Raw genomic sequence first — 18392 nt, 5'->3', positions numbered from 1 at the left:
CCACCCGTGGCACTCAGTGGACTGTTCGACTGTTCACAAGTTGTTCACATCTTCGCCGCTGTCGTCGATGAGTGAGCCGCTAGGGTGCAAGGGACTGCGCACGTGATCGTCACGGGGCGCACAGCCGCTCATCCGCCCGAAAGGCTCCCATGAAAGTCACGACCACCCTCTCTTCCGCCGCGGCGCTCAGCCTCGTCGCGGGCCTGGCCCTCCCCCTCGCACCGGCAGTCGCAGCAGATGCCGCCGCAGACAGCGACATCCACATCTCCGAAATCGCCTACACCCTCGCGACCGACTTCATCGAAGTCGCCGCCGACCCCGGCACCGACATCTCCGGGTGGACCTTCGGTTCGGTGACACGCGGCGGCAGCGTCCAGGCGCAGGAGAACACCGTCACCGTGCCCGAGGACACGACGGTCGGCGATTCCGGTGCCGTCGCGATCGACGTGTCGATCACGAACTCCGTCAAGGCCGGTTCGGCCGCCGACGGCGAGTACGGCTCGAGCGCCTTCGTCATCGACGATGACGGCGAGCTGGTCGACTTCCAGCAGATCGGCGGCGTCATCGACGGCAAGGGCGTCACCGGCACGAAGAACACCTTCACCCCCGCACCCGTCATCGGCCAGGAAGCCGAACCGACCGGCGCGACTGCCGCCGGCGGCCAGTCGATCCAGCTCACCGGCGACGCGTGGAAGTCGGCAGCCCCCACCCCGAACGCCCTGCCCGACAGCAGCGACGACGGCGACGATGACGGCGACGACGGCGAAACTCCCGAGGGCGTCACGCCGATCGCCGACGTCCAGGGCACCGGCGACGCCAGCCCCATCCAAGGCAAAACCGTGACCACCCGCGGTGTCGTCACCGCCGCTTACCCCGAGGGCGGGCTGAACGGCTACTATATCCAGACTCCGGGCACCGGCGGGGCCGACCGTGCCGACGGTGCAGCATCCGACGGCATCTTCGTCTACTCCCCCGACACCGTCGCCGATATCAACATCAATGACCACGTCGAGGTCACCGGCTCTGTATCCGAACACTACGGTCAGACCCAGATCTCCGTATCCGCGTCCGGTCTCAAAACGGTCGACGAACCCGCCGAGGCGGTCAAACCCGTCGAAGACGCCTTTCCTGCAGGAGATGAGAAGCGCGAATCCCTCGAAGGCATGCTCCTGCAGCCGAGCGAATCGCTGACCGTGGCCGACAACTACAACACGAACACGTACGGCGAGGTCGTCCTCGCCACCGGTGAGGGCACGCTCGACCAGCCCACCGACGTTCACCGCCCCGGCACCCCCGAGGCGAAGGCTCTGGAAGCCGAGAATCTCGACCGTGAGGTCGTCCTCGATGACGGCGCCACCGTGAACTTCCTCAAGGCCGATAAGGACATCCCCCTGCCTTACCTCAGTAATGAGGGCCCGGTCCGTGTCGGTGCGCAGGCGAACTTCACCTCCCCCGTCGTCCTCGGCTTCGATCACGAGAAGTGGCGATTCCAGCCGACGACCCGTCTGACCGGGGATAACGCCGAGGCTGTGCAGCCGACCACTTTCACTGACACTCGCACCGAGGCCCCCGAGGCCGTCGGCGGGCAAGTCAGCCTCGCCAGCTTCAACGTGCTCAACTACTTCACCACCACCGGTGACCAGCTCTCAGGCTGCCAGTACTACGACGATCGCGAGGGCAACCACATCACCGTCCGCGGCGGCTGCGATGCCCGCGGTGCCGCGAACGCGGAGAGTCTCAAGCGTCAGGAGACGAAGATCGTCACCGCGATCAACAAGCTCGACGCCTCGGTGGTCTCGCTCATGGAGATCGAGAATTCCGCCGCCTTCGGCAAGGACCGCGACGACGCGCTGGCGACCCTGGTCAAGCGCCTCAACAAGGCCGCCGGAACCGAGAAATGGGACTTCGTCGACTCCCCTGCCGCCGTTCCGTCCGATGAGGATGTCATCCGCACGGCATTGATCTACCAACCCGCCGAGGTGGCCCCGCAGAACGAATCCACGATCCTTGACGATCAGGATGCGTTCTCCAATGCCCGCGAACCCCTGTCCCAGGCGTTCGCCCCGAAGGACGGTACCGGTGAGATCGAAAAGGACAAGACCTTCGTGACGATCTCCAACCACTTCAAGTCCAAGGGATCCGGGTCAGGTCCGGGCAACGAGGACTCCGGTGACGGTCAGGGCGCGTCGAACGCCGATCGCGTGAAGCAGGCCGAAGCGCTCGTCGGGTTTGCCGGTGACCAACAGGAGGCGGCGAACAGCGACCTGGTCTACCTCCTCGGCGATTTCAATTCCTACACTCAGGAGGACCCGATGCAGGTCTTCTACGAGGCCGGATACAAGGACATCGCGGCGGAGAAGACGGACGAATCCACGTATGTCTTCGGTTCGCGCACAGGCAGCCTCGACCATGTCCTCGCCCTCGACGCCTCGGACGAAGCGCACGGGGCAGGCACGGATGCGACGGCCTTCGACTCCGTCACCGGGGCCGACGTCTGGAACATCAACTCGGTCGAGTCCCTGGCCCTCGAATACAGCCGCTTCAACTACAACGTCAGCGAACTCTTCGCTCCGGACCAGTTCCGGGCTTCCGACCATGATCCGGTCGTCGTCGGCCTCTTCGACTCCTCAGATGAAGGCGGGGACGACGACGCCGGAGCAGACGCTGCGGATAACGCCGACGCCGACGGTTCAAGCGACCACCCCGGCGGAAAGAACGCAGGGAAGAACGGCGGAAAGAACGGCAACCATTGGGGCAGCCGCGACGGTGATCACCCTGGAGGCAAGAACGCCGGGAAGAACGGTCGCCACAACGGTTGGTGACGCCTAGTCGGTGACGCCCACCTGCCCTCGCATGAGCACTCGTGCCGTGCGGAAGAGGGAGGTGGCCGTCACCGTGTCCGCATCGAAGACGGCACCGGCCGTGACGACGCCCGAAGGGGTGGCCAGCCGCACTTCCGGCCCGACGTTTTTGTCTTCGTCCCCGGTGTCAGATCCTGGCCGGGAGCGTCGGATGATGCGGTTGATGATCGTGTCCGGGATCTGCGCGGCCGTGGCCAGGCACATGGCTCCGGTTCCGGGCACGGCTTTGTGCGTCTGCCCCATGGAGATCATTCGCACGGGCAGGTCGGCCTCTTCGGCGGCCAGGGTCGTTCCGTCGAGCCGTCGGGTGGGCTGTGGGGCGGTGACCACGGCGACCTTCGGCACGACGTCCGGTGCGTCCTCCGGTGACTCACACAGACCCATCCGCACGGCGGCGTTGCGGCGCAGCTCCGCGATCATGCCCATCGCATGCACGTTCGCGTCGATCTCCCCCGGAGATTCGGTGCCCTTGAGTCCGATCGCAGCGCCCGGGACGATGACGACGGGCAGGGTGGCGTCGACGAGGCTGACCTCGAACATCGCCCCACCGGCGGTGATGGACTCGGCTGCCTTTCCTGTCGGCAGGAGTCCGGCGGTGCGGCTGCCGCCCGGGTCGGGGTAGATGAGTTCGACCGGTGCGCCCGTTCCGCTGACTCCGGGCAGCACCAGATCGCCCGTAACGTCGGCCTGTCCGTCGATGACGCCCAGTCCGACGTCGACAAGTTTCTGCGTGTTCGTGTTGAACAGCCGGAAGACATGCCATCCATCGGCTGCGGAGACCAGCCCGGCCGACAAGGCGAAGGGGACGACCCCGGACGACAGATTTCCGCAGTTGCCGGAATAGTCGACGGCCGCCTCGGTGACGGAGACCTGACCGAACGTGTAGTCGAGGTCGACCCCATCCCTCGCCGAGGCGGCCACGACGACGATCTTCGACAGCGAGGAGATTCCCCCGCCCATTCCGTCGAGCTGACGGCCGAACGGATCGGGCGAGCCCATCGCCTGGCAGAAGATCGAGTCCCACTCCGCCGTGTCCCCGTCCGCGTTCAGCGACGGCAGCGCGGATTCGCTGAAGAAGAGTCCCTTGCTTGTGCCGCCGCGAACGAACGTGGCATCGATCCACCGAGTCATGCTTTCAGAGTAGCGAACCCCACTGACGCCACTTCACGGATGCCGGCGGCCTCACCGCACCGTCCGCGGCACGATCGCCATGGCAGCGAACCCGAGGACTGCCACGACGGCGAAGAGGTAGAAGCCCCACGGATAGGCGATGCCCGCGGTGACGAGGGCGCCGGTGATGAACGGACCGACGATGGCACCGATCCGCCCGATGCCCGAAGCCATGCCCAGCGCGGTGCCGCGGGCCTGAGCCGGGTAGATGGCCGAGACGAAGGCGTAGACGAGCACCTGGGCGGAGAAGACGAAGACTCCGGTGATGAACACCGCGATGTTGAGCAGCACCTGGCTGGTCATCGGGATCGACAGTGCGGCGAGGAAGATGGCTGCGAGGACGAACCACATGAGCACGATCTTCTTCGTCCCGTGCTTGTCGGCCAGCCAGCCGGCCAGGACGAGTCCGACGACGGCGCCGATGTTCATGACGAAGAGCATGACCAGCGAATCCGAGACCTCGTAGCCGGCGTCGGCCATGATCTTCGGCAGCCAGGTGTTGAGTCCGTAGACCAGCAGAAGTCCCATGAAGCTCGCTGCCCACACGCCGATGGTCACCAACGCCAGCTTGCCCTCGAAGAGTCCCGCCATTCCGGTCTTCGCCTGTGCATCGACGGTGCCGGACGGATCGGCGGCGTCGGCGTCCACCGCCTGCGCGGCTACGGGGTTGCGTTTGAGCTCCTGAGCGATGAGGAAGACCTCGGATTCGGGCAGCTTCCAGATCAGGAGGGGCACCATGACGAGGCCGGCGATTCCGCCGGCGAGGAAGAGCAGGTGCCAGTTGTGGGAGTAGGCGACGGCGAGCAGGGAGATCGCGACGGCGCCGGCGTGGTAGCCGGTCATCGTCAGGGTCGTGGCCTTGCCGGTCTTACCCGACTTGTTGTACTCGCTGATGTAGGCGAGCGCGCTGGGCATCACGGCGCCGAGGAACAGTCCGGCGATGAATCGGTAGGTGGTGAACAGTGCGACGTTCGGAGCGAACGCGACGAGCAGGGTGAAGACGCTGAAGCCGATGACGCAGCCGATGATCGCCCACCGTCGTCCGATCCGGTCGACGACGGGCCCGACGGATACGGCGCCGAGGCCAACGCCCACGAGACTGAGCGTGGCCACCATCGTGGCCGCCTCGGGGGTGAATCCGAGGGCCTCGGTGGCCAGCAGCTCGGGGATGACCGCGCCGAGGACGACGAGGTCGAAGCCCTCCAAAGCGACAGCCAGCCAGCACAGGACGGCCGGCCAGCGGCCCGCCGAGGCGGAACCGGTCGTGGATGCGGATGGGGTGGTTGCGGACATCGGTGTCTCCGGGGCGTTGTCGTGCAGGTCAGAACGGGTAGGGCGCGATGGACGAACGCATTGTCACCCATTGGGTTTCGGTGAAGGCTTCGATATTGGCCTCAGCCCCGCCGAAACGGGATCCGTTGCCGGAGTCCTTCATCCCACCGAAGGGGACGTTGGCCTCATCGGAGACGGTCTGTTCGTTGATGTGGATCTTCCCGGTGTCGACGAGGTCGGCCAGGTCCATGGCCAGACCCACATCGCCGAGGATGCCCAAGGAGAGACCGTATTCGCTGGCGTTGACCATCTCGGCGGCTTCTTCGAGGGTGGAGAAGCGGGCCACCGGGGCGACGGGTCCGAAGATCTCCTGCGCCCAGGCGGGGTTCGAGGGGCTGAGATCCGTGAGCACCGTGGGCGGGACGAAGGCCCCGTCGCCCGGCCCGCCGGCGACGAGTGTGGCGCCGTCGGCGGTGGCTTTGTCGAGGATGTCGCGGACGTGGGTGCGCTGTTTCTCGTCGATGATCGGTCCGATCGCAACCTCCTCGGTGGCGGGGTTGCCCACCGGCAGATTGCGGGCGCGTTCGGCCAGCTGTTCGACGTATTCGTCGTAGATGGATTCGTGGACGAGGTGGCGGCCTGTGGTCATGCAGATCTGGCCTTGGTGCATCCACGATCCGAAGGCCCCCGCCGAGGTGGCCGGACCGACCTCGGCACCAGGAAGGACGACGAGCGCATTGTTGCCCCCGAGCTCGAGGTGGCAGCGCTTGAGGAGGCGACCGGCGGCTTCGCCGACCTTGCGTCCGGCCGCGGTGGAGCCGGTAAACGAGATGACGGAGACCTCGGGTGCGGCGACGACGGCTTCACCGGCGTCGAGGCCGCCGGGCAGGACCTGGAGCAGTCCTTCGGGCAGTCCCGCCTCGGCGAAGACCTTCGCGATCGCCACTCCGGCGCACACGGCGGTGCGGGGGTCCGGCTTGAGCAGGACCGCGTTGCCCAGGGCCAGGGCCGGGGCGACGGAGCGCATGGCGAGGATGAGGGGGAAGTTGAACGGGGCGATGACGGAGACAACTCCGGCGGGCACTCGGCGGGCAAAGGACCAACGGGGTTCGTTCGAGGTGAGCACCTGCCCCTTGGGGTGGCTTGGCAAGGCGGAGGATTCGAAGCAGATGGCTTCGGCGGAGGAGATCTCGAGTGCGGCCTTCGGCGGGATGGAGCCGGCTTCGCGGATGATCCATCCGGAGAGCTCTTCGGCGTGTTCGGCCCACAGGGCACCGGCGCGGCGCAGCACTGCGGCCCGTTCGGCCGGGGTGGTCTTCGCCCATTCCTTCTGTGCATCGGCGGCTCGCGTGGCGGCGGTGTTCACGTCGTCGGCGCTGGCGGCACCGAGACGGCCGAGGGTCTCACCGGTGGCCGGTTCGATGACGTCGTAGGTCTCTCCGGAGCCGGCGGTCCAGGTGCCGGTGAAGATCTTCTCGTGCCAGTCGGTTCCCAGGAAATCAGTCATTGTCTGTCCTCACTTCTTTGTCGGGGCGGGTCATGTCTGTGGTTCCGTGCAACGAACCGATCTGCGGGCACAGTCGACGAAGGACTGTGGTGCACCTCTCGTCAGAGTAGTGACCCGCACCACCCGAAGCCACAACGCTCCCATTCATTGAGAATTTCGATGGAGAACCGCTAGAATCCGAGGCATGGCGAACTCTCCTTCCGGCGACTCGATGATCGATCGGCTCGTGCGCGTGCTCGCATCCTTCGACCCGGACCATCAGAGCCTGGCCACCGACGAGATCGCCGAGCGTGCCGAACTGCCGAAGTCGACGGCCTACCGACTCATCGGCGAGATGATGCGTCACGATCTGCTCCAACGCGACCCCAATGGGCGCATCCGGATCGGAGTCGGGATGTGGGAGCTGTCGAACCGGGCTTCGGATGCCGTCGATCTGGCTTCGGTGGCCAGACCGCACATGATGGGTGTGCACGAGTTCGTCGGCGAGAACACGCAGTTGGGCATCCTGCGGGAACGCGAGGTGCTCATCATCGAGCGCATGTCGGCGCCGAACGCGGTCATCCACCGCTCGAAGACCGCTGGTCGGCTGCCCGCTCATGCGTCGTCCTGCGGACTCGTGCTCTTGGCTTATGCGCCCAAACACGTGCGTGAGGCGTATCTGCGGGGGCCGCTGACTGCCATCACGGAGAAGACGACAACGGATCCCGCAGCTCTGCGCAAGATGTTCACTTCCATCCGCTCTCACCATTTCGCGGAGCTCTCCGGCCATATCGATGAGGGCACGACAGGCATCACGGTTCCCGTCTTCGACGCCGGCGGGGCGGCGATCGCCGGGCTCGGCGTCGTCATCGATTCGGAGCACCGGAAAGGCGTGCCCGCGATCATGCGGGTCCTACGGACCGCCTCGGCGAGGATCACGCAGGACCTCACGGCCGATCAGCGGTTCGCCGGCTGAACCGGATCGCTGCGACTCAGACCAGCATTCCGACGATCAGGCAGAGCACACCAAGCAGCGGCAGCGTGCCCTGCTTGAGAGCGGAGGCGAGCAGCTCACGGCTTGAGAGCGCGAGCACCAGCGCTGCGGCGAGCATCGATCCTGCCCCGACGAAGACGAGGGTGAGACCGACCGCGGCAGAACCTGCACCGAAGACGATGAGGCCGATGAACACAGCGAGGGCCAAGAAGAGATTGTAGAAGCCCTGGTTGAAGGCCAGGGACTTCGTCGCCGTGGCCTCGGCCTCGGTGGTGCCGAACGTGGCGCGGGCACGCGGACTCGTCCAGGCGATGGACTCCAGGTAGAAGATGAAGACGTGCAGGGCGGCGGCGAGGCCGGCGAGGACGAGTCCGGCGATCGTCATGCGCGAGCTGCGAATCTCGCTCGTCGCTTCTCCGCTTCCTCCTCTCGATTCTTCGGCGGCGCGTTCGTCACCAGCGCATCGAGGAGGTGCTGGGTGGTGTGCGCGATCTCCTTGACAGCGGCGTCGAAGGCTTCGGCATTGGCCTGCGAGGGCTTCGTCGTGCCGGCGATCTTGCGTACGTACTGCAGTGCGGCGGCGTGGACTTCGTCGGAGGTGGCGGCGGGTTCGAAATTATGGAGGGTCCTGATGTTTCTGCACATGCCAAAACGGTACTCCTCGGCACTGACGCAGAACAGATGCTCCGCCGATACACTGAGGCCACAATGGAGATCGGGAGAGAGATGCCGCCAGCAGAGACTGCCCTGACACCGCAGCAGATCGAGAGCATCCGTCAGCTGCGCCTGGAATTGTCCCAATTGATCATGCACCACCGCTTCGTCATCGACGAGGTGCTCACGAAGATCTCGATCCTGCGCGAGGAGTCCGTCCACACGCGCAGCTACAACCCGATCGAGCACATCTCCTCTCGCGTGAAGTCGCCGCGGAGCCTGCTGGAGAAAGTCCATCGTCGGGGCCTGCCGCTCGACACCGAGAACATCCGCCGCGAGATCACCGACATCGCGGGCATTCGCATCACCTGCAGCTTCATCGCCGATACCTATCATGTGCTCGAGCTGCTGACCGCGCAGAACGACGTCCGCCTCGTCGAGGTCAAGGACTACATCGCAGATCCGAAGCCCAACGGCTACCGCAGCCTGCACGCGATCCTCGAGGTTCCGGTGTTCCTCCGCAGCGGGCCGACCCCGGTCATCTGCGAGGTGCAGATCCGCACGATCGCGATGGACTTCTGGGCGAGCCTCGAGCACAAGATCCACTACAAGTTCGACGGCGACGTTCCCGATCGTCTCGTCGGCGAACTCACCGAGGCGGCCGACGCGGCCAGTGAACTCGACCGGAAGATGGAACGCCTCCACGCCGTGGTCAGGAGCGGTTCACCGGATGTCGATTCCGGTGAGGAGTTCGACGAGGAGGCTCTGCGGATCCTCTGGGATCTCAGTCGGCGGGAGGGCTAGACCTCTTGGGTCGGTACGTCCGGCCGAAGCTGCGGACGTTCGCCGTATCGATCGTCTCGAGCTCCCAGTCGACCCGTCGTCCGCCGGGAACGTCGAAGATCCGGGTTCCGTCACCAAGGAATACCGGCGCGACGTAGACCTGGAGTTCGTCGATGAGGTCGACCTCGAGTGCCTGCCGGGCGATGTCGGCGCTGATGATCTGGATTTCACGGTCACCGGCGATCTGCTGAGCCTGTTCGACCGCCTCGGTGATGGTGCAGTTCAATGCCGTCACCGAGGTGTCTCCCGCCAATTCCTCGGGACGATGAGTGAGGATGATCTCCGTCCCCGACCACGCACCACCATAGGCAGAGGAGGTCAGCTCATCGCGTTCATCGGCCTGCGCCTTGGCCGCGTCGTAGCCGCGCCGGCCGGAGATGATGACGGCGACTTTGGAGGCCATGTCTTCGGTGGTGCCTTCGACGTTGGGTTCGGACGCCGATAGCCACGACATATCGTGCTCCGGCCCGGCGATGAAGCCGTCGATCGAGGCGGTGAATCCCCATGCCACTTTTCCCATCGCTCCCCCTCGAGCTGCGGTGTATTCTGCTAGTGATTGCAGATTGCAATCAGTGAACCACAGCCGACGGCCTCGATCAATGCTCCGTGTGACCAATCAGCACGACTCACAGCGGAATGTTCTCGGACTTTTCCTCGTTACACCTGGTGAGAACCATACCAGCAGGGTCCCACAGATTTTCGAGAAAGAGAGTCACCACCATGGCAGATTTCACGAACAAGGTCGCACTCGTCACCGGCGGCGGATCGGGCCTCGGAGAGGCGATCTCCAAGGACCTCGCCTCCAAGGGCGCGAAGGTCGTCCTCACCGACATCATTCTCGAAGCGGCAGAGCGTGTCGCCGGCGAGATCACCGAGGCCGGCGGAACCGCCTCGGCGATTCAGCAGGACACGTCCTCGAAGGAGGACTCGGAAAAGGTCGTCAAGTTCGCCGTCGACACCTACGGCGGACTCAACTTCGCCGTGAACAACGCAGGCATCGGCGGCAAGCAGGTGCCCGTCGGCGAGACCGACCTCGATTCGTGGGACAAGGTCATCGACGTCAACCTCAACGGCGTCCTCTACGGAATGCGCTTCCAGATCCCGGCCATGCTCGAGACCGGCGCAGCGGAGTCGGCGATCGTCAATATGGCTTCGGTCCACGGAACCGTCGCCGCGATCAACAACGGTGCTTACACCGCAGCCAAGCACGGCGTCGTCGGCATCACGAAGAATGCCGCCGCCGAGTACGGCGCCGAAGGCTTGCGCATCAACGCAGTCGGCCCCGGCTACATCACGACTCCCCTGCTCGAATCGAGCCTGGACGCCGAGGTCATCGAGGGCCTCAAGGCCAAGCATCCCCTCGGCCGCCTCGGCACCCCGGAGGAGATCGCAAAGGTCGTATCGTTCCTGCTCTCCGACGACGCTTCGTTCGTCACCGGCGCCTACTACCTCATCGACGGCGGCTATACCGCGGTCTGACATCCTCCGCGCACCCACCGGGCGTTCAAGGTAACGTGCATGTTCAAGTTTTCTGAACATGCACGTTACATTGAACGCCCTGAGTCATCTGCTCGAGTTGAGCCGCAGTCGGACTGAGACAGCACCCGGCGGGCTGACCACCTAGCAACTATGCACATATGGACGTCCTCGGTATATTTCTGCATAGTCACACCAAAATGATTGTGACCCACCTCAGTGCTCGTGCCCTGCACCTTCGTGCCCGGCCGGCACCCCGACTTCTGCCTCCTGACCTCGCTCGATGACGACGAACTGGCCCATCATGCCCTCATCCTCGTGCAGCAGCATGTGGCAGTGATACATGTACGGCATCGTCGGGTCGGCGAAATCCTCGAATCGCATGAGCAGTCGGTAGTCGCGGTTCGGTTCGAGGTAGATCGTGTCCTTCCTTCCGCTCATCTCCACCGGCGGCGCCTCTCCATCGACCGAGAGCACCTCGAACTGCACATCGTGGATGTGGAAGCTGTGCGGGATCGGCTGCTTGCTGCGCACCTCCCACACCTCGGTGTCACCGACGTAGGCCACCTCGTCGATGCGGTTCATGTCCATCCGCTCGCCGTTGATCTCACGTTCCTCGAGTTCGAACTTCCGGGTCGTGGCTGCCTCAGCCTCAACTAGGGCATCGTCCCCAGCATGCGACGACGGCGACCACGCTGGTTCCGGAGCAGACGTCAGGGTCTCGGCCGCACGGAACTCGAGTACGTCGAAGGAATCGTGTCCGCCCATCGTCGCCGGCACCGCCACCCCGCCGAGATCGACCTCGGCCGAGCGCATCCGCACCGTCTCACTCTCGGTGAAGTCGACGACCACCTCGGCGCGCTCCCCCGGCGCCAACCTCAGCCGTTCGACCTCGGCGGGTTCGTCGAGGAGTCCGCCGTCACCGGCGATGAGATCCATCGACCGATCGGGGAATTCGAAGGCGTACGTCCTCGCCGTCGATCCGTTGAGCAGACGCAGCCGCACCTTCTCCGATGTCACCTCCTGCACCCCGCCGATGGTGCCGTTGACCATGACGGTGTCGCCGAGCATCCCCGGTTCGGCCCCGTCGTCGTTGAGCTCGAGCTCACCATCGTCGAAGGACTTGTCCTGGACGATGAGCGGCAGATCGTCGACGCCGTACTCGTCCGGCAGATCAGCCTCGGCGCTGGCATCGTCGTCGAGGATGACCATCCCGGCCAACCCCTTGTACACGTGATCTTCGGTCTTCCCGTGGGGATGCGGGTGGTACCAAAGGGTTGAGGCCTGCTGGTCGATCGTCCAGTGTGGCTTCCACGTCTGACCAGGATCGATCATCTGGTGCGGACCGCCGTCCGTCTTCGCCGGCAGATGCATCCCGTGCCAGTGCACGCTCGTCGGTTCGTCGAGGTCATTCGCGACGTCGACGGCGACCTTCTCCCCGCGTTCGGCCCGCAGGGTGGGCCCGAGAAATGACCCGTTGAATCCCCAGGTCTCCGTCGGTCCGTCCTGACCGGGGAACTCCGTCGACCCTTTCTCAGCGGTGAGGTCGAAGGTGCGCACCCCGCCCTTGACCGTCGATTCCGCCAACGGCGGGATGGCCAGTTCGTTGTCGAACTCGGCCTCCGTCACCGAGGTAGTCGACACTCCGCAGGCAGCCAGCCCGACCGCGACGACCACCGCGACAGCGGCCCCGGCCGCAACCGAGGCGTGCGGGCGCCGTCTCATCGCTGCTCCCGCTTCCCGAGCATCGCCTGGATTCCGAAGGCTGCCAGTCCGGTGAGGGCGCCGATCCCGGCGCCCATTCCGAGGCTCGGGATGAGTGCCATGAACACTGCCGGCCCGCTGCTGATCAGCCCGGTCCCGGCGAGCAGTCCGCCGAATGCGAGGGTGAGGAAGCCGTGCGCCGCACCGCAGATCGTCAGGGTGAGTACGGGCCGAGCAACGCGGGCGAAGCCGACGGTCCCGATCCACACCGCTCCGGTGAGACCGAGCAGGATGAAGGCGCGGACGGCACCGTCACCGAGGATGGGCCACAGTCCGGTCAGCGGCCACAGCAGTGCCAGAGAGGAGAGACCGACGATGAGCGGCCAGGACAGGGGACGTTTCGAATCTGTTGTCGTATTCATGTCCTCTACTCTTCCGGCCGGCCGGGTCTGCCACATCGACGCTGAGGCGTCAGTTCCGCCCGCCCCGAGGCGAGGCTCGAGTCGCCTGCAGGCGATTGCCCGATCGACGCCGAACGACTGCGGCGGACGCGTTTGCTCCGTAGTCTTGGACTATGGGTTCGGCAGTTGTGAGTGAGACGGGTGAGGAGCGCGAGCGCCTCGAACCGTGGCTGACCGATGCCTCCCTGGCGGTTGCGGTGACCCTGGTGATCTCGCTGGTCATCGCCGCCGATGCCGAGTCCTCCCCGCTGCCCGGCGTCGCCTGGGCCATCGGCTTCGGTGCCCTGATGCTCCTGCGTCGCCGTCTGCCGCTGACCGTTCTGGCCGTGACCGTGTTCGGAATCTTCGCCTACTACGCCCTGAATCTGCCGCCGATCGGTATGGTCTTACCCGCCGTCGGTGCTCTCTACTCGACTGCCGAGGTTCGGCGCACCTCGTGGGCGGTGCTCGGTGCCGCGATCCTGATTGCCGTGTCGACGTTCTACCGGTTCGATGACCTCGATCCGCGTGCCCAACTGACCGGCTACGGCTTCGTCACCGAACTTGCCCTGGCAGCCGCCGCCATTGCGCTGGGGTCCGTGGTCCGCTTGATCCGGGAGACCCGTACGCAGTCGGCGCGCATCACCGCCCTCACCACGGCCGAGGAGTCCCGAGCCGCCGAGGCGCGGATGCACTCCGAACGAGTGCGCATCGCCCGCGACCTTCACGACACGATCGGACACACTCTGTCCGTGGCTTCCCTGCACACCTCCGTGGCGGCCGAGGCCGTGGACCCTGACGACCGTGCGGCCGCACTCGAACGGGTGCGCGGTGCCACCTCGGAGGCGCTGCGGGAGCTGCGTCGCACGGTCAAGGTCCTCCGCGAGGAGTCCGCGGGCGAGACCGACCCGGGACCCGCCTCGGCGCTGGGGTTGGCTTCGATCTCCTCCGTCATCGAGGCGGCCCGAGCCGCCGGCCTCGACGTCACGGTCGACCTCGGGGTCGATCCGGCACGGCTGCCGCGGGCTGTCGACGCCGCGGCATTTCGGATCGTCCAGGAGTCGGTGACGAACGTGCTCCGCCATTCCGGGGCGAGCGCAGCCAACGTCTCCGCGCAGGTGCACGGTGACGAGCTCAACGTGCGCATCCACGATGACGGTCACGGCGGGTCCGCAGACACGGCCGCCGGTGCCGGCATCCGCGGGATGACGGAACGGGCGGGGCTGCTCGGGGGACGCCTCGGTGCCGGACCGAACGGTGAAGGGTTCACTGTGACAGCGCACCTGCCGATCGACGTGGAGGAGGACGAATGACCGAGGCGATCCGCGTCGTCATCGTCGACGATCAGGAGCTGGTCCGGGCCGGTCTGCGGCCATTGGCCGAACGCGACGGAGACATCTCGGTCGTCGCCGAGGCGGCGGACGGGAGGTCAGGGCTGTCGCATGTGCGGGAGCTGCGCCCCGATGTCGTGCTCATGGACATCCGCATGCCCGTGATGGACGGGATCGAGGCGACGCAGGCCATCGTCGCCGATGGTGCGCTGAACGGGGTCAGGGTGCTCATGCTCACCACCTTCGACGAGGACGAGAACGTCTTCGCCGCCATCCGCGCCGGTGCTGCAGGCTACCTGCTCAAGGACGTCTCTCCCGACGATCTGCGCGGCGCGATCCGCACGGTCGCCGCCGGCGATGCCCTGTTGTCTCCATCTGTCACCGCTTCGGTCATGCGGGTCGTCGCGGAGGGGCATTGTCCCGATCCGCACGGGCATGGGCTCGATGAGCTGACTGAGCGGGAGGTCGAGGTCCTCAGCGGAATCGGGCGGGGGCTGACCAATGACGAGATTGCTGCCGAACTCTTCCTCAGCCCCGCCACTGCTCGCACCTATGTCAGTCGTCTGCTCACTCGTCTCGATGCCCGGGACCGTGCCGCGCTCATCGTGCTCGCCTATGAGACGGGGCTGGTTCGACCGGGCAGTGCTTCACGCGGGTGATCGCCGGCTGCTCCCATCGAACGTCCTCAGATCCCCCAGTGCACACTCTGCTTGCAGGCGTAGCGTGGCAGGCACAGCCCAAATGGTTTGGACCGTGGACGAAAACATCAGGTGATCGACCATGAGCACGACACAGACCTATCAGTATCCGAAGCCCCTGGCGGTGGTCCTCGGCAAGAGGGCGGCGCTGTTCCTCTTCATCGGCGTCCTCGGTTTCCTCCTCGTCAAAGTCGTCGGTCCGGTTCTGCAGACCGGCCCCGAATATGTCGTCGAGGCCGCCGTCTCCGGAATCCCGCTGCTCATCGCCGCCGGATGCGCCATCAGCGCACTGGCAGTGGCGGTCGTACACAGGGTGCGGCACAGGGCAGCGTGAACACTGCTTCTAGTGGGTTCACTCCGGGTGCGCGACGATATTGAACACGTTGCCGTCGGGTGCGCGGACGAAGAACCGCCGTACTCCCCATTCCTCGTGGGTGAGCGGGTGGACGATCTCGATGCCTTGTTCCTGAGCTTCGGCGTAGGCGGCATCGACGTCCTCGACGAGCACCGAAGCCACGGGATTCGTCTGCCCGGTTTCATCGTCGGTGAGCACCTGCACGCTGGCACCGGTATCCGGCGAGGTGAAACGTGCGACCCAGCCGAGATTGAATTCCTCGCTGCTCAGCCCGAGGAAGCCCGCATAGAACTCCCGCGCGGCGTCGAGGTCGTCGACCGCGATGTCCGCAATGACCCTGTTGACCTTCATGGCATCACCACTGATCGTGGTCGAAGACCTGGCAGAACACGCTGGTCATCTGATCGCTGAAGAGAACGAATTGCATCTCGTCGATCGATTCCCAGCGTCCGCGGGACCGTCCGTCGACGATCACGGAGTGAGCCGCCTCGGCGACGTCCCTGGGCGACCAGCCGTAGACTCCGCCGCCGATGGCCGGGAACGCGATCGAGGAAGCGCCGAGCTCCTCGGCGAGGTTGAGGCTCGATTCGAAACAGGACTCGAGGATTTCAGGATCGGCCTCGCCCGCGTTCCGATTCGGTCCGACCGTGTGGATGACCCAGCGGACAGGCAGCTCCCCCGCCGAGGTGGCCACGGCCTGGCCCGGCGGCAGACCGCGCACATGTGTGGTCTGCCTGACCTCGCGGCAGGCTTCGAGGAGCGCGGGACCGGCCGCGCGGTGGATGGCTCCGTCGACTCCGCCGCCACCGAGCAGAGACGAATTCGCGGCGTTGACGATCGCGTCGACGGCCACCTCGGTGATATCGCCTTCGAGAACCGTGATCTTCATGTCTTGAGTCTAGGCATCGACACTGACACTGCCTACCCATCGGCGTAACCTGAGGTCAGCGCGAAGGAGAGGCTATGTGCAGACTGCTCGGTTTCATCTCCCCCGTCCCGACCACGGCCGCGGATCTCATCGGTGTCGATGAGTGCCGGCAGTGGCAGTCGATGGGGACCGTCCACGATGACGGGTGGGGCACGGCGTGGATCGACCCCCGCGCCGAGGCGGTCGCGCGGTTCCGCACGCCGACGGAAGGTGCCGATGATCCTCGGTTGACCCGCGCTTTGGATGCGGAAGCGAGCGAGGGGCGGATCTGCCACCTGCGGATGGCGACGACCGGATTGGCCGATCTCGAGGAGAACACGCACCCGTTCCTGGCCGATGGTGTGGCGATGGCGCACAACGGTTCGGTGCACCCGATCGAGCGGCTGCGCGAATTCGTCAGCGTCGCTGAGGCTGACGAAGTGGGCGGCACCACCGATTCTGCGATCGTCTTCGCACTCGTCCTCCGGCGGCTGCGGCACGGCGAATCGTTGCTCGACGCGGTGATCGGGACAGTGAGGATGCTGCGGGCCGGCTTCGATCGCCCGGGCATGAACCTGCTCTTCCTGACGACAGAGGAGATGATCGTCGTTCACGCCACTGCGGGAACACAAGTGCCGTATCTGCAGGGACCGCTGCCCCCGGACCATCACGATCACTACTACCGAATGAGCTGGCAGCGGTCGCCCGAGAAGGCAATGATCGTGTCCTCCTCGGGACTCGAACACAGGGGATGGAGTCTCATCGAGCAGAACACGATCATGCGGCTGACCGTCGCCGATGGGGCGGAGACGATCGTCAGGCTGTAGGTGGGTCAGGCCTTCTGGACGGTGATGGTCCAACTGGCGTCGGTGACCCGGTCGAAGTGGGTGACGGGGTAGCCGTTCTCGGCGGCCCACTGCGGGATCGCCTCGGTGGCCTGGGTGCAGTCGAAGTTGATGACGAGTTCGTCACCGGCTTCCAGACCGGTCATCGCGTCCTTGGCTTCGACGAGGGGGAAGGGGCAGACCTGGCCGTCGGTTTCGAGTACTTGCTTCACACTGTCCTGCTTTCCGCCGCGGGCGCTGTGGCCTGCGACTTCTTCGGTTTGATGGAGACCTTCGCCGCGATTCCGGAGCCGACGATCATGAACACCATCGACACCCAGCCCTGGTATTCGAACTGTGCGGTCGAGACCATCGCGTTGCCGACGGTGCACCCGCCGGCGATGGCTGCGCCGACGCCCATGCCGATACCGCCGATGATCGACTTGATGATCACGCTCTTGTCCGGCACGCGGACCCGGAACTCGCCGGAGGCCTTGGCTGCGATGAAGGAGCCGACGAGGATGCCGATGACGAGCATGACGCCCCAGTCGATGAGCTGCGTGTCGCCCGTGGTGAGGTATCCGACGAGGTTCGCCGAGGGGGTGGTGATGCCCAGACCCGAGTTGCGGCCCGTGGCGGCGGAGAGCGGCCAGGCGATCGTGGCGATGATGCCGATGACCACGGCCGTGGCGAAGGGGTTCCAACGCCTCTCGGTGAGCAGATGCGCCAGACCGGTCTTGCGCGGAGGCAGGGTGGCCATCGGGGTCTTGAGTTTGCGAGCGTGGTGGACGGTCAGCCAGATCGCCACTGCAGAGATGATGGCGACGAAGACCCAGGGGCTCATGCCGCTGCTCGCCTGCAGGCTGCCGTTGTCCAGGGTGATACTGCGGATGCCTTCGGTGAAGCCGGCGAGCGGGCCGAGCTTCATCACCGCGGAGAAGAGCGCGTAGAAGATGAGGGCGAACCAGCTGCCGACGAGTCCTTCACCGGCCCGGTAGTAGGTGCCAGTCGCGCAGCCTCCGGCGTAGACCATGGCCCAACCGAAGATCAGTCCGCCGACGATCGAGGCCAGCCATGGGAACGGCGTCGCCTCGAGGGTGATGACCCCGAAGCTGTTGAGCAGGAACAGGCCGATGGAATGCACGGCGATGAGCACGATGAGGGCGGAGAACCAGCGCGTGTTCCCCGTCAGCGTGAGATCGCGGAAGGCGCCGGTCACGCAGAAACGTCCACGTTGGAAGACGAATCCGAGGACGAGGCCGACGATGAGTCCGGTGATGATCATTGAGCTGCTTTCTGTTCACGGCAGGTTCGCGGACGAACACAACAACCCTCCATTTTGCTCAACAATCAATGATCAGTCAACCACGGCCGGGC

The 18392-nt window shown here is 65.5% G+C and carries 20 protein-coding genes; 8 read left to right on the top strand and 12 right to left on the bottom strand.

Annotation, left to right across the window (positions count from 1 at the left end):
• The first annotated feature begins 149 nt into the window (after window positions 1-149).
• Window positions 150-2822 (top strand): ExeM/NucH family extracellular endonuclease, encoded by a 2673-nt coding sequence (locus tag AC3CD9_RS00650; protein ID WP_488365838.1) that lies wholly within the window; start codon window positions 150-152, stop codon window positions 2820-2822.
• A 3-nt stretch (window positions 2823-2825) separates the two neighbouring features.
• Here AC3CD9_RS00650 and AC3CD9_RS00645 read toward each other — a convergent pair whose 3' ends face one another.
• From AC3CD9_RS00645 to AC3CD9_RS00635, 3 genes are read right to left on the bottom strand one after another with little or no spacing between them, the layout of a single operon-like run.
• Complete coding sequence (locus tag AC3CD9_RS00645; RefSeq protein WP_488365837.1) at window positions 2826-3992, bottom strand: PrpF domain-containing protein; 1167 nt, start codon at window positions 3990-3992, stop codon at window positions 2826-2828.
• A 51-nt stretch (window positions 3993-4043) separates the two neighbouring features.
• Window positions 4044-5324 (bottom strand): MFS transporter, encoded by a 1281-nt coding sequence (locus AC3CD9_RS00640; protein WP_488365836.1) that lies wholly within the window; start codon window positions 5322-5324, stop codon window positions 4044-4046.
• 28 nt (window positions 5325-5352) lie between these two features.
• On the bottom strand, window positions 5353-6810 hold the full coding sequence (locus AC3CD9_RS00635; protein ID WP_488365835.1) for a benzaldehyde dehydrogenase: 1458 nt from the start codon (window positions 6808-6810) through the stop codon (window positions 5353-5355).
• A 184-nt stretch (window positions 6811-6994) separates the two neighbouring features.
• Between AC3CD9_RS00635 and AC3CD9_RS00630 the strand changes: the two genes are divergently transcribed.
• Window positions 6995-7765: an IclR family transcriptional regulator gene (locus tag AC3CD9_RS00630; RefSeq protein ID WP_488365834.1), complete on the top strand. Its 771-nt coding sequence runs from the start codon at window positions 6995-6997 to the stop codon at window positions 7763-7765.
• 16 nt (window positions 7766-7781) lie between these two features.
• Here the strand turns inward: AC3CD9_RS00630 and AC3CD9_RS00625 are convergent, their stop codons facing one another.
• Together AC3CD9_RS00625 and AC3CD9_RS00620 are read right to left on the bottom strand one after the other, a co-directional pair.
• Window positions 7782-8168 carry a DUF1304 domain-containing protein gene (locus AC3CD9_RS00625; protein WP_488365833.1) on the bottom strand — a complete coding sequence of 129 codons (387 nt, stop codon included), beginning with the start codon at window positions 8166-8168 and terminating at the stop codon, window positions 7782-7784.
• Window positions 8165-8428 carry a DUF2277 domain-containing protein gene (locus AC3CD9_RS00620; RefSeq protein WP_488365832.1) on the bottom strand — a complete coding sequence of 88 codons (264 nt, stop codon included), beginning with the start codon at window positions 8426-8428 and terminating at the stop codon, window positions 8165-8167. Before AC3CD9_RS00620 ends, AC3CD9_RS00625 begins: the two co-directional genes overlap by 4 nt.
• Before the next feature lie 63 nt (window positions 8429-8491).
• Between AC3CD9_RS00620 and AC3CD9_RS00615 the strand changes: the two genes are divergently transcribed.
• Window positions 8492-9241, top strand: a complete 750-nt coding sequence (locus AC3CD9_RS00615; protein ID WP_488365831.1) for a GTP pyrophosphokinase — start codon at window positions 8492-8494, stop codon at window positions 9239-9241.
• On the opposite strand, the gene AC3CD9_RS00610 is transcribed toward AC3CD9_RS00615, so the two are convergent.
• Window positions 9222-9800 (bottom strand): dihydrofolate reductase family protein, encoded by a 579-nt coding sequence (locus AC3CD9_RS00610; protein ID WP_488365830.1) that lies wholly within the window; start codon window positions 9798-9800, stop codon window positions 9222-9224. The two genes, AC3CD9_RS00615 and AC3CD9_RS00610, sit on opposite strands and share 20 nt — an antisense overlap.
• Before the next feature lie 200 nt (window positions 9801-10000).
• Here AC3CD9_RS00610 and AC3CD9_RS00605 point away from each other — a divergent pair, with 200 nt between their 5' ends.
• Window positions 10001-10759: an SDR family NAD(P)-dependent oxidoreductase gene (locus AC3CD9_RS00605; RefSeq protein WP_488365829.1), complete on the top strand. Its 759-nt coding sequence runs from the start codon at window positions 10001-10003 to the stop codon at window positions 10757-10759.
• Window positions 10760-10972: 213 nt separating this feature from the next.
• On the opposite strand, the gene AC3CD9_RS00600 is transcribed toward AC3CD9_RS00605, so the two are convergent.
• Both AC3CD9_RS00600 and AC3CD9_RS00595 read right to left on the bottom strand, forming a co-directional pair.
• Window positions 10973-12481 (bottom strand): multicopper oxidase family protein, encoded by a 1509-nt coding sequence (locus AC3CD9_RS00600; protein ID WP_488365828.1) that lies wholly within the window; start codon window positions 12479-12481, stop codon window positions 10973-10975.
• The gene (locus AC3CD9_RS00595; RefSeq protein WP_488365827.1) at window positions 12478-12882 is read right to left on the bottom strand and encodes a hypothetical protein; all 405 of its coding nucleotides are present in this window, start codon (window positions 12880-12882) and stop codon (window positions 12478-12480) included. Before AC3CD9_RS00595 ends, AC3CD9_RS00600 begins: the two co-directional genes overlap by 4 nt.
• 152 nt (window positions 12883-13034) lie before the next feature.
• On the opposite strand from AC3CD9_RS00595, the gene AC3CD9_RS00590 reads away from it, so the two are divergent.
• From AC3CD9_RS00590 to AC3CD9_RS00580, 3 genes are all read left to right on the top strand, one after another.
• The gene (locus AC3CD9_RS00590; protein WP_488365826.1) at window positions 13035-14213 is read left to right on the top strand and encodes a sensor histidine kinase; all 1179 of its coding nucleotides are present in this window, start codon (window positions 13035-13037) and stop codon (window positions 14211-14213) included.
• Window positions 14210-14890: a response regulator gene (locus AC3CD9_RS00585; protein WP_488365825.1), complete on the top strand. Its 681-nt coding sequence runs from the start codon at window positions 14210-14212 to the stop codon at window positions 14888-14890. Before AC3CD9_RS00590 ends, AC3CD9_RS00585 begins: the two co-directional genes overlap by 4 nt.
• Window positions 14891-15011: 121 nt before the next feature.
• Window positions 15012-15263, top strand: a complete 252-nt coding sequence (locus tag AC3CD9_RS00580; RefSeq protein ID WP_488365824.1) for a hypothetical protein — start codon at window positions 15012-15014, stop codon at window positions 15261-15263.
• Window positions 15264-15281: 18 nt separating this feature from the next.
• On the opposite strand, the gene AC3CD9_RS00575 is transcribed toward AC3CD9_RS00580, so the two are convergent.
• Window positions 15282-15635: a VOC family protein gene (locus AC3CD9_RS00575; protein ID WP_488365823.1), complete on the bottom strand. Its 354-nt coding sequence runs from the start codon at window positions 15633-15635 to the stop codon at window positions 15282-15284.
• Window positions 15636-15639: 4 nt separating this feature from the next.
• Window positions 15640-16173 carry an O-acetyl-ADP-ribose deacetylase gene (locus tag AC3CD9_RS00570; RefSeq protein WP_488365822.1) on the bottom strand — a complete coding sequence of 178 codons (534 nt, stop codon included), beginning with the start codon at window positions 16171-16173 and terminating at the stop codon, window positions 15640-15642.
• Window positions 16174-16247: 74 nt separating this feature from the next.
• Here AC3CD9_RS00570 and AC3CD9_RS00565 point away from each other — a divergent pair, with 74 nt between their 5' ends.
• Window positions 16248-17018: a class II glutamine amidotransferase gene (locus tag AC3CD9_RS00565; RefSeq protein WP_488365821.1), complete on the top strand. Its 771-nt coding sequence runs from the start codon at window positions 16248-16250 to the stop codon at window positions 17016-17018.
• 5 nt (window positions 17019-17023) lie between these two features.
• On the opposite strand, the gene AC3CD9_RS00560 is transcribed toward AC3CD9_RS00565, so the two are convergent.
• Window positions 17024-17248 carry a sulfurtransferase TusA family protein gene (locus AC3CD9_RS00560; protein WP_039207979.1) on the bottom strand — a complete coding sequence of 75 codons (225 nt, stop codon included), beginning with the start codon at window positions 17246-17248 and terminating at the stop codon, window positions 17024-17026.
• Complete coding sequence (locus tag AC3CD9_RS00555) at window positions 17245-18300, bottom strand: YeeE/YedE family protein (RefSeq protein WP_488365820.1); 1056 nt, start codon at window positions 18298-18300, stop codon at window positions 17245-17247. Before AC3CD9_RS00555 ends, AC3CD9_RS00560 begins: the two co-directional genes overlap by 4 nt.
• Window positions 18301-18392: the final 92 nt, after the last annotated feature.

Source organism: Brevibacterium sp. MGP-B1, from assembly GCF_057766545.1.
The sequence above is the reverse complement of the archived record's forward strand: the minus strand, read 5'-3'. Positions and strand labels throughout refer to the sequence as shown.